The organism is Streptomyces sp. CA189 (genome assembly GCF_056428985.1).
In genome coordinates this window covers 39,793-55,272 of record NZ_JBWJVM010000060.1, presented here as the reverse complement: position 1 = coordinate 55,272, position 15,480 = coordinate 39,793, and the positions used below count along the sequence as shown (strand labels likewise).

At 72.1% G+C, this 15,480-nt stretch carries 13 protein-coding genes; 8 read left to right on the top strand and 5 right to left on the bottom strand.

What is annotated here, in order from left to right; all coding sequences use genetic code 11:
• The 4 genes from AC061S_RS32450 to xdhC form a co-directional block, all read left to right on the top strand.
• On the top strand, positions 1-736 hold a 736-nt coding region (locus AC061S_RS32450), incomplete at its 5' end, for a cytochrome P450 (RefSeq protein ID WP_478689461.1).
• A 314-nt stretch (positions 737-1,050) separates the two neighbouring features.
• A complete protein-coding gene (locus AC061S_RS32445; RefSeq protein WP_478689460.1) occupies positions 1,051-2,526 on the top strand; it encodes a xanthine dehydrogenase small subunit in 1,476 nt (491 codons plus the stop codon).
• Positions 2,523-4,922, top strand: a complete 2,400-nt coding sequence (gene xdhB / locus AC061S_RS32440; RefSeq protein ID WP_478689459.1) for a xanthine dehydrogenase molybdopterin binding subunit — start codon at positions 2,523-2,525, stop codon at positions 4,920-4,922. Before AC061S_RS32445 ends, xdhB begins: the two co-directional genes overlap by 4 nt.
• Position 4,923: 1 nt before the next feature.
• The gene (gene xdhC, locus AC061S_RS32435) at positions 4,924-5,796 is read left to right on the top strand and encodes a xanthine dehydrogenase accessory protein XdhC (RefSeq protein WP_478689458.1); all 873 of its coding nucleotides are present in this window, start codon (positions 4,924-4,926) and stop codon (positions 5,794-5,796) included.
• 51 nt (positions 5,797-5,847) lie between these two features.
• Here the strand turns inward: xdhC and AC061S_RS32430 are convergent, their stop codons facing one another.
• The 4 genes from AC061S_RS32430 to AC061S_RS32415 all read right to left on the bottom strand — a co-directional run bounded on the left by AC061S_RS32430 (position 5,848) and on the right by AC061S_RS32415 (position 10,956).
• Positions 5,848-7,041, bottom strand: coding sequence for an MFS transporter (locus AC061S_RS32430; protein WP_478689457.1), 1,194 nt, complete (start codon positions 7,039-7,041; stop codon positions 5,848-5,850).
• A gap of 35 nt (positions 7,042-7,076) precedes the next feature.
• Positions 7,077-7,523 (bottom strand): hypothetical protein, encoded by a 447-nt coding sequence (locus AC061S_RS32425; protein ID WP_478689456.1) that lies wholly within the window; start codon positions 7,521-7,523, stop codon positions 7,077-7,079.
• 175 nt (positions 7,524-7,698) lie between these two features.
• Entirely contained in the window at positions 7,699-8,892 is a 1,194-nt protein-coding gene (locus AC061S_RS32420) for a serine hydrolase domain-containing protein (RefSeq protein ID WP_478689455.1), read from the bottom strand.
• A 246-nt stretch (positions 8,893-9,138) separates the two neighbouring features.
• Positions 9,139-10,956 (bottom strand): glycoside hydrolase family 35 protein, encoded by a 1,818-nt coding sequence (locus AC061S_RS32415; RefSeq protein ID WP_478689454.1) that lies wholly within the window; start codon positions 10,954-10,956, stop codon positions 9,139-9,141.
• Positions 10,957-11,169: 213 nt separating this feature from the next.
• On the opposite strand from AC061S_RS32415, the gene AC061S_RS32410 reads away from it, so the two are divergent.
• From AC061S_RS32410 to AC061S_RS32400, 3 genes are all read left to right on the top strand, one after another.
• On the top strand, positions 11,170-11,301 hold the full coding sequence (locus tag AC061S_RS32410) for a hypothetical protein (protein ID WP_478689453.1): 132 nt from the start codon (positions 11,170-11,172) through the stop codon (positions 11,299-11,301).
• Positions 11,302-11,366: 65 nt separating this feature from the next.
• The gene (locus tag AC061S_RS32405; protein ID WP_478689452.1) at positions 11,367-11,648 is read left to right on the top strand and encodes a hypothetical protein; all 282 of its coding nucleotides are present in this window, start codon (positions 11,367-11,369) and stop codon (positions 11,646-11,648) included.
• 57 nt (positions 11,649-11,705) lie between these two features.
• Positions 11,706-12,020, top strand: a complete 315-nt coding sequence (locus AC061S_RS32400) for a hypothetical protein (RefSeq protein ID WP_478689451.1) — start codon at positions 11,706-11,708, stop codon at positions 12,018-12,020.
• Positions 12,021-12,071: 51 nt separating this feature from the next.
• Here the strand turns inward: AC061S_RS32400 and AC061S_RS32395 are convergent, their stop codons facing one another.
• Positions 12,072-13,025 (bottom strand): hypothetical protein, encoded by a 954-nt coding sequence (locus AC061S_RS32395; protein WP_478689450.1) that lies wholly within the window; start codon positions 13,023-13,025, stop codon positions 12,072-12,074.
• 188 nt (positions 13,026-13,213) lie between these two features.
• On the opposite strand from AC061S_RS32395, the gene AC061S_RS32390 reads away from it, so the two are divergent.
• Positions 13,214-15,478 (top strand): MMPL family transporter, encoded by a 2,265-nt coding sequence (locus tag AC061S_RS32390; RefSeq protein WP_478689449.1) that lies wholly within the window; start codon positions 13,214-13,216, stop codon positions 15,476-15,478.
• The last annotated feature ends 2 nt before the right edge of the window (positions 15,479-15,480 follow it).

Sequence of the window (15,480 nt, the reverse complement as noted above, 5' to 3'; positions counted from 1 at the left end):
CCCCTCCCGCGAGCTCGCCGAGGAGGTCTCCGCTCTGATGCGCCGGCGGCGCGGCACGCGGCGGGACGACTCCCCGCCCACGGTCGCGGACGTCCTCGACACCGCCTGCGAGGAGGGCGCACTCACCCGAGAGGGCGCGACCAGCGTGATCGTCGCCGACCTGTTCGCCGCCCGTCGGCGGGTACGGGAGGAGGCCGACCGGGAACTCGCGGGCCGGCCCCCCACCGCGGCCGATGTGCCCCGGCTGCCCGTCGCCGGGGCCGTCGTGAAGGAGACCCTCCGGCTCCATCCCCCGCTCTGGCTCGTCCAGCGGACCGTGGAGGAGCCCACGGAACTCGCCGGCTACCCGCTCCGCCGCGGCCGGCGGGTGGGCGTCAGCCCCTTCGTCCTCCACCGCGACCCGCACCACTACGACCGGCCCGCCACGTTCGACCCGGACCGCTGGATCGAGCGCCCCGCCACTCCCCTGCCCAAGTACGCGTTCATGCCCTTCGGGGGCGGACCGCGCAACTGCCTCGGGACGCACTTCGCCACCACGTCCATGACCATCGCCGCCGCGGCCCTCAGCCGCGACTACCGGATCACCCAGTCCCCCGGCACCACGACGACCTTCGACACCCGCACGATCCTCCAGCCGCGCGGCCTCACCCTCGACGTCGCGGGCCGCCCCCGCGCAGTCGCCGGCCTTCGTGGAATCGACCAAGATGTGCTTGACCGATCAATCTTCGGCACGTAACTTCGACCGCACCAACTCGAGAGCCACTGGAAGGAGGCGAAGCCGGATGTCGACCATCTCCGTACCGCTTCGCCTCGCACACCAGACCGCCTGGGCTCCGGGTCGGGTAGCACACGGCTGCTGAATAGCGCCTTTCCCGGCGTGCCCGATCGCGGCCCCGGAGATTTTGCACCACTCTGTCATCACTTACGGCGCCTCCTCGCGTGCCGATTTGCCGCGCTCCGGGTTGTCGAGCCGCGGCCACTGAACGAGAAAGCTCCTGCCATGGCAACTAGGACAGTCCGATCGACCGCGCCCCGGAACGGGGACGTGCCGTGGTAGCGGCGCGCATCACGGTCAACGGAAAAGAAACACCGATCTCTCCGGCCGCAGTCCACACCACGGTGCTGGACTTCCTGCGCGACCGCGGACTCACCGGCACCAAGGAGGGCTGCGCCGAGGGGGAATGCGGCGCCTGTTCGGTGCTCGTGGCCCGGCCGGGGGTGAACAAGCCCACCGACTGGGTGGCGGTCAACGCCTGCCTGGTTCCGGCCCTGGCGCTCGACGGCCAGGAGGTGGTCACCTCCGAAGGCCTCGCCACCGTCGACGCGTCCGGCGCACCCACCGCGCTGCACCCCGTGCAGGAGGAGATGGCCGTCCGCGGCGGCTCCCAATGCGGTTACTGCACACCGGGGTTCATCTGCAGCATGGCCTCCGAGTACTACCGGCCCGACCGCTGCGTACACCCGGACCCTGCCGCGGGCTCGGCCGACGGCGCCCACTCCGAGCACGGTCCGAACGGTTTCGATCTGCACGCGCTGAGCGGAAACCTCTGCCGCTGCACCGGCTACCGCCCGATCCGCGATGCCGCGTTCGCCGTCGGGTCTCCCACCGAGGACGACGTCCTGGCGCAGCGCCGTGAGCAGTCCCCGCCCGAGGCTGCCGCCACCGAATACGCCCGGGAAGACAGCGTGTTCCTGCGGCCCGGCACCCTCGCGGAGGCGGTGCGGCTGCTGCGCGAGCGGCCCGAGGCGGTCGTGGTCGCCGGCAGCACCGACTGGGGCGTGGAGGTGAACATCCGGTCCCGCCGGGCCGCTTGCGTGGTCGCGGTCGACCGGCTGCCCGAACTGCGGGAGCTGCGCGTCGAGTCCGGTCACATCGAGATCGGGGCGGCTCAGACGCTCACCGAGATCGAACGCCGGCTCGACGGCAGCGTCCCGCTCCTCGCGGAGCTGTTCCCGCAGTTCGCGTCCCGGCTCATCCGCAACAGTGCGACCCTCGGCGGCAACCTGGGTACCGGCTCGCCCATCGGTGACAGCCCGCCGGTGCTGCTCGCGCTGGAGGCGTCGCTGCTGCTGGCCGGCGCGGACGGTGAGCGCGAGGTCCCCCTGGCCGACTACTTCACCGGCTACCGGCAGAGCGTGCGCCGTCCCGGCGAGCTGATCCGCGCGGTGCGCATCCCGCTGCCGCTGTCGCCCGTCACGGCCTTCCACAAGATCGCCAAGCGGCGCTTCGACGACATCTCCAGCGTGGCGGTCGCCTTCGCCCTCGACATCGAGGACGGGATCGTCCGCAAGGCGCGCATCGGTCTGGGCGGCGTGGCCGCCACCCCGGTCCGCGCGCTCACCACCGAGGCGGCCCTGGAGGGCAACGCCTGGACGGCGGAGACCGTCGAGGCCGCGGCCCGGATCCTGCGGTCCGAGGGCACCCCGATGGACGATCACCGCGCCAGCGCCCTCTACCGCTCCGCGATGCTCGGCCAGAGCCTGCACAAGCTGTACGCGCAAACCACCGAGGCGGTGTCGTCATGAGCCAGTTGTCCCAGCGTCCCGAAAAGCCCGTCGTCGGGGTTTCGATGCCGCACGAGAGCGCGAACCTGCACGTCACCGGTGCGGCGCTCTACACCGACGACCTGGTCCACCGCACCAAGGACGTCCTGCACGCCTACCCGGTCCAGGTCATGAAGACCCACGGCAGGATCACGGCGCTGCGCACCGAGCCGGCGCTCGCCGTGCCCGGCGTGGTCCGCGTACTGACCGGGGCCGACGTGCCCGGCGTCAACGACGCCGGAATGAAGCACGACGAACCCCTCTTCCCCGACAAGGTCATGTTCCACGGCCACGCGGTCGCCTGGGTCCTGGGCGAGAGCGTGGAGGCCGCCCGGCTCGGTGCGGCGGCCGTCGAGGTGGAACTCGACGAGGAACCCTCCGTGATCACCCTGCGGGAGGCGATCGAGACCGAGAGCTTCCACGGCGCCCGGCCCCTGATGGTGACCGGCGACGTCGACGCCGGCTTCGAAGACTCCGCGCACGTGTTCACCGGCGAGTTCCAGTTCTCCGACCAGGAGCACTTCTATCTCGAAACGCACGCGGCGCTCGCTCTCCTCGACGAGAACGGGCAGATGTTCATCCAGAGCAGCACCCAACACCCCTCGGAAACGCAGGAGATCGTCGCCCACGTACTCGGCCTGCACAGCCACGAGGTGACCGTGCAGTGCCTGCGGATGGGTGGCGGCTTCGGCGGCAAGGAGATGCAGCCGCACGGGTTCGCGGCCATCGCCGCGCTCGGCGCCAAGCTCACCGGCCGGCCGGTCCGGGTACGGCTCAACCGGACCCAGGACCTGACCATGTCCGGCAAGCGCCACGGGTTCCACGCCACGTGGAAGATCGGCTTCGACGCCGAGGGCCGCATCCAGGCCCTGGACGCCACCCTGACCGCCGACGGCGGCTGGAGCCTGGACCTGTCCGAGCCTGTGACGGCCCGCGCGCTGTGCCACATCGACAACACCTACTGGCTGCCCAACGCGCGCATCGCCGGCCGCATCGCCAAGACCAACAAGGTCTCCAACACGGCCTTCCGCGGTTTCGGCGGACCCCAGGGCATGCTGGTGATCGAGGACATCATGGGCCGGTGCGCGCCGCTGCTCGGCCTGGATCCGATGGAGCTGCGCGAGCGCAACTTCTACCGGCAGGGCCAGTCGACGCCGTACGGGCAGCCCGTCCCCCACCCCGAGCGGATCTCCGTCATCTGGCAGCAGGTCAAGGACGACGCCGCACTGGCCGTGCGCCGGCGCGAGATCGCGGCCTTCAACTCCGCGCACCCGCACACCAAGCGGGCGCTCGCGATGACCGGGATCAAGTTCGGCATCTCCTTCAACCTCACCGCCTTCAACCAGGCCGGCGCGCTGGTGCTGGTCTACAAGGACGGCTCCGTCCTGATCAACCACGGCGGCACCGAGATGGGGCAGGGCCTGCACACCAAGATGCTGCAGGTGGCCGCGACCACGCTCGGCATCCCCCTGCACAAGGTACGGCTGGCCCCGACGCGCACGGACAAGGTGCCCAACACCTCCGCCACCGCCGCCAGCGCCGGGGCGGACCTCAACGGCGCGGCGGTGAAGAACGCCTGCGAGCAGATCCGCGAGCGGCTGCTCCAGGTGGCCGGCACGCAGCTGGGTACGAACGCCTCGGACGTGCGCATCGTCGAGGGCATCGCGCGCGCCCTGGGCGTCGACAAGGAGCTGGCCTGGGACGACCTGGTGCGCACCGCGTACTTCCAGCGGGTCCAGCTCTCGGCGGCCGGTTTCTACCGGACCGAGGGCCTGCACTGGGACGCGAAGGCGTTCCACGGCTCGCCGTTCAAGTACTTCTCCTACGGCGCCGCCGCGACCGAGGTGGAAGTGGACGGCTTCACCGGCGCGTACCGGATCCGTCGGGTGGACATCGTCCACGATGTCGGCGACAGCCTCTCCCCGATGATCGACATCGGTCAGGTCGAGGGCGGTTTCGTCCAGGGCGCGGGCTGGCTGACGCTGGAGGACATGCGCTGGGACTCCGGCGACGGACCGAACCGCGGCCGCCTGCTGACCCAGGCCGCGAGCACGTACAAGCTGCCGAGCTTCTCGGAGATGCCCGAGGAGTTCAACGTCAGGCTGCTGGAGAACGCCACCGAGGAGGGCGCGGTCTACGGTTCCAAGGCGGTGGGTGAGCCCCCGCTGATGCTGGCCTTCTCCGTACGGGAGGCCTTGCGGCAGGCGGCCGCCGAGTTCGGGCCCGCCGGGATCAGCGTGGAGCTGGCCTCGCCGGCCACGCCCGAGGCCGTGTACTGGGCGGTCGAGGCAGCCCGCCGGGGCGGTGCGCTCCGCGACGGGCAGGCGCCCGACGGCAGCGGGGTCCCCGCCGACGCAAGCGCTTTGAGCAATGTCTGACATGAGCTGGGTCGCCGCGGTCGCGCGGTTGCGGGCACGCCGGGAAGCCGGCGTGCTCGTGACCGTCGCGGCCGTGCGCGGCCACGCGCCCCGGCGGGCCGGTGCCAAGCTCGTCGTGGGGCGGACCGAAACTTGGGGTTCGATCGGCGGCGGCAACATCGAGGCCGTCGCCATCGACCGGGCGCGCGAACTGAGCGGCGCGCCCGATCCGGAGCCGGAGCTGATGGAGTTCGCCCTGAACGACAAGGTCACCAGCCGGCACGGCGTGCAGTGCTGCGGCGGAGCCGTCACCGTGCTGCTCGAACCGCTGCCGGTGGTCCAGGCGGTGGCCGTCTTCGGCGTCGGGCACGTCGGACTGGAACTGGCGCGCATCCTGGCCCGCCAGGACCTCGACCTGCACCTCGTCGACAGCCGCCCCGACATGCTCACCGGAGAACGCCTCGGCGTGCTCTCGGATGCGGTGGCGCAGGTCCACGTCCACCACACCCCGCTGCTTCCGGAGACGGTGCTCGGGGAGCTGCCGCCCGGCACCCACGTCCTGATCATGACGCACGATCACGCCGAGGACGCCGCGCTGTGCGACGCCGCCCTGCGCACCGCCGGTCTCGGCTCGATCGGCCTCATCGGCTCGTCCGCGAAGTGGGCGCGGTTCCGGCAGCGCCTGGCCACCGAGGGCGGTCATGACGCCGGCACCATCGACCGGATCACGACCCCGATCGGAATGACCGAGATCACGGGCAAGGAGCCCGCCACGATCGCGGTGAGCGTCGCGGCCGACCTGCTCCGCACTTTCGAGCAGGACCGCCATTGGTCGGTCCCGGTCCCGAACAGCCTTGCCGAGGTGGCGTACCCCACGGCCGCCGGCAGCGCGTGAGTCCCCACGGATCCACGCGCCCCCGGCGGCCGGTCCGGCGGTCCCGCGCGCTCAGTTCGCGGCGATCCGCGCGGGGCGCCTGAGCAGGTAGCCGGCCGCGGCCAGGACGAGCACCGCCATGCACGCGATGAACACCAGTCCCGCACCCTCCAGCCCGAGGGGGCCTTCCAGCACGCCCACCCCGATCACGGGCAGCGAGATGCCCGTGTACGCCACCAGGAACAGCGTGGAGATCACGGCTGCCCGCTGGTCCGGGGGGGACGCCCCGGCCACCGCGGACAGTGCCCCGCGGAAGGCCAGCCCCTGTCCGAGTCCGCTGACCAGGGCGCTCAGCACCACGAGCGGCAGCAGGTCCCACCACAGCGCGCCCGAGAGCAGCGCCAGCCCGGCGAGGAGCACGGCGCACCCCAGCGGCAGCGAGCGTTCCACCCCGACCCGGCCGACCGCCAGTTGCCCGGCGGTCGAGGCGAAGAAGGCCAGCGCGACCACCAGCCCGCTCACGGCGCGGTTGTGCACGTCCAGGGACTGCGCGAGGAACGCCGGGCTGACGGAGGTGAACACCCCGAACAGGGCGAACCCCACGAACGCGGCGATCGCGGCCGGCGCGAACACCGCCCGCACCTGCGGGGGCAGCGCGGGCCGCTGTGGCCGTACGGTGTTCAGCGGCCGCCGCTCGCGCACCGTCTCCGGCAGCCGCAGCAGGACGACGGCCGCGCCCGCCACGAGCGCGAGGTGCACCGCGAACGGCAGGTACAGCGGCCAGGAGGCGTACTGCGCGAGGACTCCGGCGAGCAGCGGACCGCAGCCCAGTCCGCCCATGTTCGCGGCCGTCGCCACGAACGTGGCCCGCGAGGCGCCGCCGGGCGGCGCCAGCTCCATCACGTACGCGGTGGCGGCCCCGGTGAACAGGCCCGCGGACAGACCGGACAGCAGCCGTCCCGCGTACAGCCAGGGCATTGCGTCGGCGCACAGGAAGCAGACGGCGCTCACCGCGGCGAATCCCAGCCCCGCCAGCAGCACCGGCCGCCGGCCCACGGCGTCCGAGGCATTGCCCGCCAGCAGCAGGACGCCGATGACCCCGAAGGCGTACACGGCGTACACCACGGTCACCATCAGCGCGGAGAAGCCGAACTTCTCCTGGTAGAGCCCGTAGAGAGGGGTCGGCAGCGTGGTGCCTGCCATGCACACGGCGAACACCGCCCCGCTCAGCAGGCAACGGCTCCACCCTTGTCGATCAAGGTCCATGCGGCCGACCGTAACCCGGGAGCCCCCGGTTCGCGTCAGTACACCAACTTGTACGTCACGTCTTTGGGTACCGGGTCCGGTGCGGTGTCGGTGTAGAGGAGCCGGATCGTGGTGAAGCGCCGGAGATCGGGGTGCTCGGGCCAGGCCTGCGGGTTGCTCAGGGTCACGGTGACCGGGTAGGCGTGGAAGCGGCCGGCCGCGCAGTACGGGCGGCAGTCGTTGACCATGTCGGTACCGGTGGCCGTGGCGCGGTCCGGCCCCCAGGTCTGCCATCGGAGGCCGACGAGCCGGTTGTTCCCGTCGCCGCAGGCCAGGAGGTACTCCGCGGGCCGCATCTGGGCCTGCGAGAAGCAGTCGACGACCACGACCGGGTCCCCGGGGACCGGGGCCCGGGCCGAGGAAGCGGCGCCGGTGTGCGCGGAGGCCGGCAGTACGGCGACGGCCATGGCCGCCACCGCGCACAGCAGGGTGGCGGTCCGCACCCTGCGACGGGATGCGGTGCGCCGGGATGCGTGTACGGGGCGGCCACCTGCGGAAACGTTCACGGAAGACCTTCCTCGCCACTCTGCGCGCCGCCGGCACCACCGGGGTACTCCCAGCTTCCCCCACGGGGGTGAAGCCCGCACCCGGGGGAGCCCCGCGGGTGCGGGCGCCGGGTCACTTGCGCAGCAGGGCGCAGACGAAGTCCTCCTGGACCTCCCGGACCTGGGCGAGCAGGTCCGGGTTGATGGTCAGGGACGTCTGCGTGGTGATCGAGAAGGTCAGCGAGCGCCGGCCGTCCGCCGTGGCCGCCACGAGCTGCGTGTAGCCGGCCGTGTTGCCGGTGTGGCCGTACACCGTTCCGCAGCGCGTGGTGTAGCGGAAGATCGCCAGGCCCGCCTCGGTGCGGCCGGGGCCGGGGGGCTGGGACAGGGCGCCGGGGATGAACGTGAACTGCTGGCGCCGGGTGCGCTCCGAGACGAGGGTGCCGCCCGCGTAGCCGCGGATGAAGGCGGTCAGGTCCTTCGGCGTCGAGACGATGCCTCCGGACGCCCAGGCCCCCGAGGCGCCCACCGCCTCGCTGACGTCGATGGGCCCCTCCTGCGGATCGATCTGGTAGCCGTGGAGGTAGGGCTCGGGCAGCCGGAATCCCTGGGGCAGGCTCGTGGCCCGCAGGCCCAGCGGCTCGTAGACGAGCTCGCGCAGCAGCGCCTCGTACCGGCGTCCGGTGGCGGCCTCGGCCATGAGGGCGACGGCGATGTTGTCGGAGTTGGAGTACGCGTAGCGGCTGCCCGGCTGGAAGGCGAGGTCCTGGTCTGCGACGAACTCCAGCAGGCGGCGGGAGTCGAAGCGGTGGCGGGGGTCCTCGGAGACGATGTCGATGAACCCCTGGGAGGAGGAGTAGTCCGGCAACCCGCTGGTGTGATGGAGCAGTTGACGGAGCGTCACCTGATGCCACGCGGAGGGCTGCCCGGGCAGCACCTCGCCGATCGTGTCGTCGAGGTGCAGCCGGCCGCGGTCGACGAGCCCGAGGGCCACCGCTCCGCTGAAGGCCTTCGCGACACTGGCGATCCGCATGTGGTCCGTGGCCCGCGGCGGCCGACCGCTCTCCACGTCGGCCACGCCCGCCCGGTAGACCTCCGTACGGTCCCCGTCGCGCAGCACGGCGATGACCCCGGGGGGCCCGTCGGGCCGTTCCACCAGCTCGCGCAGCTCCTGGTGGAGGGCGGCCCCGCCGGGCGGATTGCGGTCCGCTCCGGCCTGTGCGGGCTGCACGGAGACGGCGAGCAGGGCGCTGCACACAGCAGTGGCGGCGGCCAGGCGCAGCGACGGGCGGAGCCGACCGGAGTGGGCGTGCGGGCGTCGGGACACGGAGCTACCTCCCGGGGAAGACGGACGCGGTGGCCCACGATGGCAGGGGCCGTAGCGGCACCGTCGGCGACACGGCCGCACACCGGCGGGCGGTGGCCCATCCGGCCCTGCGTGCGGGCCCGAGGACGTTCGCTCGCCTTCTGCTCTCGACTTCTGCTCTCGCCTTCTGCTCTCGCCTTCTGTTCCGCGGCCACGGCGTCGGGCAGTGACCGCGGGGCCGGTTCCTTCGACACCGGGCGCTGCGGCCTACCAGACGGGGATGGGGGCGGGCGCCTCCGTGCCGAGGTCCGGTGCGTCGCGGAGTTCGACGGTGGCCCCGGGCCGGTGGAGTTCGAGGATCACCAGGGTGTTCTCGCCCGCGCGCCACAGGGGACCCGGTGCGTACAGCGTCTTCTGCGGGCCGCGCTCCCAGAACCTGCCCAGGGCGAAGCCGTTCAGCCAGACCATGCCCTTGGTCCACCCGGGCAGGGCGATGAACACGTCGGCGGCGGAGTCCAGTTCGACGGGGACCCGGTGGAAGGACGGGCCGTCCGGGAGCGCGCCGTGGCCGAACTCGAGTCCGGACAGGTCGTCGAGGGGCAGCGGCCTGATCTCCCAGCCGAACTGGTACTGGTTGTCCAGCCTGACTCCGTCGCGGATGCCCTTGCGATCGGCCAGCAGGGGCCCGTAGTTGATCCGCCCCTGGTTCTCCACCAGGATGTCGAGCTCCGCACCTCCGCCGGGCACGGCGACGGTCAGGGCCGCGAGCGGCTCGTCCCGCTCCAGGAGCCCGATCTCCCGTCCGTCCAGGAAGACTTGGGCCCGGTCGGCCAGCCCGTCGATGCGCAGCGCCGCCTCGGGCAGGGGCCCGCGTAGGCGGGTCCGGTAGTGGATCAGGCCCAGGGACTGGCCCGCCTCCTCCATGGTCAGCGGTTCGACGTGGTGCACGGGCTTGGCGAGGGCGTCCAGGGAGTCGGCCAGCGAGACGCGTCCGTCCACGGAGAGCGGCCGGGGAACCACGCGCGGGGGCAGAGCGGGGGGTTCGTGGGTGACGGGGCCGGTGTGACGGCCGATGACCTCGCGGAAGAGGTGGAACTTCCGGGTGAGTTCGCCGGCCTCGCCGACGGGGGCGTCGTAGTCGTAGCTGGTCACGTCGGGCTGGTACGTGGCGCCGTCGTGGTTGGCGCCGTTCCACCAGCCGAAGTTGGTGCCGCCGTGTCCCATGTAGATGTTCACCGAGGCGCCCGCGGCGAGCAGGCTGTCCAGGGTGGCGGCGGCGTCCTCGGCGTCGCGCGTGTGGTGCGGCTCGCCCCAGTGGTCGAACCAGCCGTGCCAGTACTCCACACAGACCAGCGGCCCTTCCGGCTGGTACGTGCGCAGGGTCGCGAGCGAGCTCTCGGGGCGCGAGCCGAAGGTCCCGGTGGTCAGGACACCGGGGATGCGCCCGCCGAGCTGGAACCCGTGGTCGGCCCCGTCGGTGGTGAACAGCAGGCAGTCGATGCCCCGTCGGACCAGGCCGTCGCGGAGGTGTTCCAGATAGCCGGTGTCGTTGCCGAAGCTGCCGTACTCGTTCTCGACACCCACGGCCACCACCGGCCCGCCCCGGCTGCCGAGGAGGGGGACCAGTACGGGGGCCAGGGTGTCGAACCACGCGTCGACCGCGGCCAGGTACGCGGGGTCGCGGCGGCGGATCCGGATGGTGCGGTCGGCCAGCAGCCATCCGGGCAGTCCGCCGAAGTCCCATTCGGCGCAGATGTACGGTCCCGGCCGGACGATGACGTCGAGGCCCAGGTCGCCGGCGGTCCGGATGAAGGCCGCCACGTCGTTCGGCCCGTCGAAGGTGAACGCGCCGGGCCTGGGCTCGTGGACGTTCCAGGCCACGTAGGTCTCGACGGTGTTCACGCCCATCGCGCGCAGGCGCAGCAGGCGGTCGGACCAGAGGGCGGGGTGCACCCGGAAGTAGTGGATGGCAGCGGAGACGATCCGGTGCGGGCGGCCGTTCCGCAGGAAGCCGGTCTCGTCGGTGGTCAGCGTCGTGGCCGGCGTCGTGTTCGGCTGCGTGATCGGCGGGTGGGGTGGCTTCACGTGTGCGCTCTCTTTCGGTGACGTCCGGTGGTGCTCGACTCGTCGGCCGACGGGGTTCCGGCAGAAGGAGAACCTCGCATAGAAAGCGCTTTCTACGGGCCGTGGATCACGCTAGGCCGAAGCAGCCCGAGGGGTCAAGGGAGATCGCACATGCGGGAGAGGGACGACGCGCGGCACAGGAGGGCAGTGCGGCTCGTGCGGTAGCACGGGAGCGTGCGGGTCTCCGGCCTCGCCACCGAGCTCGGGATCTCCGTGGAAACCGCGAGACGGGACCTCGCGGCGCCCTTCGACGCGGGCTCGTACGGAGACTGCACGGGTCGGCCCTGTGGCCGACGGCGCGACTGAGCCCCCAGGAGGCCCGCCTGGCGCACGAGGCGCCTCCGGCCGCACCCCGCGGGCTCGTGCCCGGGATGCCGGTTCCCGCGGTTCGCGGCGCCCGGGACGCGGCTGCCGACGTCGGCGCCCGGCTGCTCGTCGCGACCACCGAGTACGACAGGGACCAGGACGGGGCGCGGATCGACACGCTCAGCGAGGCGGGCGACACCGGCCTTCTCCTCAACCTAAGTTGGGGCGTGGCCGGCCCGGACCCCGACGACCTCCAGGAGCTCGCGGACCTGCCGGTCCCCGCCGTGCTCGTGGAGCGGCACGTGCCGGCGGGCTCGCCCGGAGCGGAGATCGACCTGGTCGGCTAGGCCCATGCGGACGGCGCCGCCGCCGGCGTCCGCCAGATGGCGGCCGGCCATCTCCGTGTGGCCCTGCTGTCCCGCGCCACGCACACCGCACCCACCCTGCGGCAGGGGTACCGCGCGGCGGCGGGTTCCCTCGGCCCTGCCCGAGGGCGACCTCTCGCCGCCGGAAGGCTGGAACCGGGCGAGATCGATCACTTCGAGCGGCGCCTCGACCGACTGCCCGACCTCGCCTCCGCGGGCGAGGTGCGCGCCGCGCTCGTACGGTCGACCATCACCGGCGTCGAGTCGGTCAACTGGGTCGACGGACTCAAGATGGGCACCACGCGCGACGACGTTCGACGAGAGCGCGTCCAGGACGGCGGCGAGGTGGAGTAAGACCTGGTGGGTGATGGCGAGTTCGTCGGTCCGGCCGCGCAGGGACCGACCTCACTCGTCGAGGAAGAAGCCGGTCTTGCGCACCGCGAGGGACTGGGCCATCGCCCGCAGGTCGCTGTCGGAAACGGTGGGGCCGCCTCCGGTGAGGACCACGATGACGCCCTGGCGTCGCGCGATGTACCGGACGGAGTCGTACGTGTTCGAGCGCCAGGTGTCGGCGGCCACTTGTTCGCAGCGGTCCGCGCCCTCCTGTGTGCGGCCGCTCGCGACCTGGCACGCGTTCGGAGGCGCGAAGCCCGGCAGCTGCGGTCCGACGGTCACCCGGATGCCGCGCCGCTCCCGGTCGGCGGCGCTGGTGGGGACCGACGACGGGAGGATCAGGTAGCCGAACGTGCCGCTGAACTTGTCGGCCTCCGCGAAGTACAACCGGTACCCGTCCAGCTCGGGAGCCAGCAACGGAACCTGGGCGGCGGCCAGTTGCCGCTCCCTGTACTCGGACACCCGCTGATCGCCGAGCACGCCCGTCAACGGCCACAGCAGTACGAGGGCGCCGGCGAGCACCCCCCAGCGCCGCGGGGAGCCGACGCCGGGAAGCACGACGGCGGCCGCGGCCGCGTACACCGCGGCCAGCAGCAGCGGAGCGGCGAACGAACCCCATAGGCCCGGACCACCCGCCCGGAAGGACAGGACGTCGGCGAGCACGCCCAGCAGCGCACCCAATCCCGCCACCTGCCAGGCAGGACGGACCCCGGCCACCCGCAGGACCACCCACCCGAGCAGAGCGGCGACGACGGGTATGGCCACCATCAGCAGGAGACCGAACCCCAGGCACCCCCAACCCTCGCTCCGGCAGAAGTCCTCGAAGTCCCAGGGCAGCGCGACCACCAGGATCCACAGGCAGCCCAGCAGCGCGCCCACGCCGGCGGGCCGGATCAACGGTCGGAGCACTTCGCGGCCGCGCCACCCCGCCCCACCGCCGCCTTGGTCCTCCGCCGTGACGCCCATGCCTGCCGTCCCCTCGATGAAGATCGACCCCGGTGACCCATCGTGGTACCACTGCCGTGCTCACGCCATGAGTACGGATACTCATCCGCCCTCTGCGACTGCGGGCTGAGGGGTCCACCGACCGGTGGACAAGAAGTTCAGTCTGCCGGACGTCATGCCCGCCACGCCCCGCCGCGCATGATCCAAGCATGAACCGACTACATGTCAGAATCGCCCGATGGAGCGCCCGTCACGCAGGACGAGCGATCGCCTGCTGGTTCGCCTTCGTCATCCTCTGCCTCGGCGCCGGCATCGCCGTCGGCACCCGACAGGCCGCCTCCGAGGACTTCCGTGTCGGCGAGGCCGGCCGCGCCGAAGCGATCGCCGCGGAGGGCGGCCTGGAGCGCAGGCCCACCGAACAGATACTCATCCGCTCCCGGTCCGGTCCCCTGGACACCGCGGCGGCCGACGCGGCCGCTCAGGACGTCACCGAGCGCATGCGCCGACTGCCCGGGGTCGACAGTGTCGCCGCCCCCCTCCGCTCCCGCGACGGCGCGGCCCTGATGGTGGCCGTGGTCATGAAGGGCCCCGAGCTGGACGGGAAGAAGAACGTCGGTCCGCTCCTGGAGCAGACCGCACGGGTGGCCGCCGCCCACCCCGGCCTGATCGTGGAGGAGACCGGCTCCCCGGCCATCAGCAAGGGGGTCAACGACCAGCGGGGCAAGGACCTGGCCCTGTCGGAACGCCTCACGCTGCCGATCACCCTGGTCACCCTGCTGCTCGTATTCGGCTCCGTCGTGATGGCAGGCGTCCCGTTGCTGCTCGCGCTCTCCTCGATCGCGGCCGCCCTCGGACTGTCCATGGTCGCCTCCCACGTCCTGCCCGATCCCGGCGTCGGCACCAACATGATCCTGCTCATCGGCCTCGCCGTCGGGGTCGACTACACCCTCTTCTACCTGGAGCGGGAACGCGAGGAGCGGGCCCGCTCCCGGGGCCGGCTGAGCTCCGAGGCCCTGGTCGAAGTGGCGGCCGCGACCGCGGGACGGGCCATCGTGGTCTCCGGGCTCGCCGTGATCGTGTCCACCGCTTCCCTCTACCTCGCCACCGACGTCATCTTCTCCTCCCTCGCGACCGGAACCATCCTCGTCGTCGCGGTGGCCGTCGCCAGTTCGCTGACCGTACTGCCCGCCCTGCTGGTGAAGATCGGGCACCGCACCGAGCGCCGGGCGGCCCGTGCCGCGCAGCGCGACGCACGCCGCGGCGAGCAGGCCCGCGGACGGCTGCCGTGGGCGCGCCGGCCGGGCCGTGGCGAGCCCGAGACCCACGCGAAGACCGGACGGCTGTCCGGTGTCCTGCTGAGGCCTGCCCGCAAGCGTCCCGTGCTCACCCTGTGCGTGTCCGTCCTCATCTTGCTCGGCCTGGCCGCACCCGGGCTCGGCATCAAGCTCGTCGATCCGGGCCGGGACACCTTCTCCCGGGACATCCCCGCCATGCAGGTCTACGACCGGCTCAACGCGGCCTTCCCCGAGCTGACCACCCAGCACCGGGTCAGTGCCCGGTCCACCCCTGAACGCGCCGGCGAGGTCCGCGAGGCCTTGACGGAGCTCGGCCGACGCACCCAGAGCGATGCGCTGTTCACCAAGACCGCTGAGCCGAAGATCCTGACCTCGGCCGACGGGCGGATCAGCGTGCTGGAGCTGGCCGTTCCCTTCGCCGCCACCTCGGAGGAGGGAGTCGCCTCGCTGACCCGGCTCCGCCAGGAGCACCTACCCGCGACGGCCGGTGTGCTGGCGGGAGTTGAGACGGCCGTATCGGGAGACGTGGCCCGCGGCCGTGACTATGTGGATCACGAGAACGGCAAACTTCCCCTGGTCCTCGGGTTCCTGCTGCTGGCGACCTTCCTGATGACCCTCTGGGCCTTCCGGTCGGTGGTCATCGCCCTGATCGGGGCGCTTCTCAACCTGCTGTCGGCCGGGGCCGCCCTCGGAGCTCTCGTCGCCACCTTCCAGGGGACCTGGGCGGAAGGGCTCCTGGGCTTCGACTCCCTTGGTGCGATCGCCTCCAGGGTCCCGTTGTTCCTCTTCGTCATCCTCTTCGGACTCTCCATGGACTACCAGGTGTTCGTCGTCAGCCGCATCAAGGAGGCCATGGACGGCGGGATGACCGCCCGGGAAGCGGTGCTGGACGGCATCGGCCGCTCCGCGAAGGTGGTGACCAGCGCGGCCGTCGTGATGGTGACGGTGTTCGGGGCCTTCGTCGCCCTGCACCTCACCGAGATGAAGCAGATGGGCTTCTGCCTGGCCCTCGCGGTCCTGCTGGACGCCGTCGTGGTCCGGCTCATGGTCCTTCCCTCCCTACTCCTCCTCCTCGGGGACCGGGCCTGGCGGCCGCTGCGCCGCTCACGTCGCACTCCGGCAGCGGACGACGTGAAAGGCCACGTGCCCCACACCCGTCCGCGGCAGAACGTAGGCTGACG

What these genes read in the sequence shown, in the direction of transcription:
- xdhB (WP_478689459.1), top strand. Translation starts at nt 2,523, where the DNA reads ATGAGCCAGTTGTCCCAGCGTCCCGAAAAGCCCGTCGTCGGGGTTTCG.
- xdhC (WP_478689458.1), top strand. Translation starts at nt 4,924, where the DNA reads ATGAGCTGGGTCGCCGCGGTCGCGCGGTTGCGGGCACGCCGGGAAGCC.
- AC061S_RS32430 (WP_478689457.1), bottom strand. Translation starts at nt 7,041, where the DNA reads ATGGACCTTGATCGACAAGGGTGGAGCCGTTGCCTGCTGAGCGGGGCG.
- AC061S_RS32405 (WP_478689452.1), top strand. Translation starts at nt 11,367, where the DNA reads ATGCCGGTTCCCGCGGTTCGCGGCGCCCGGGACGCGGCTGCCGACGTC.
- AC061S_RS32395 (WP_478689450.1), bottom strand. Translation starts at nt 13,025, where the DNA reads ATGGGCGTCACGGCGGAGGACCAAGGCGGCGGTGGGGCGGGGTGGCGC.
- AC061S_RS32390 (WP_478689449.1), top strand. Translation starts at nt 13,214, where the DNA reads ATGAACCGACTACATGTCAGAATCGCCCGATGGAGCGCCCGTCACGCA.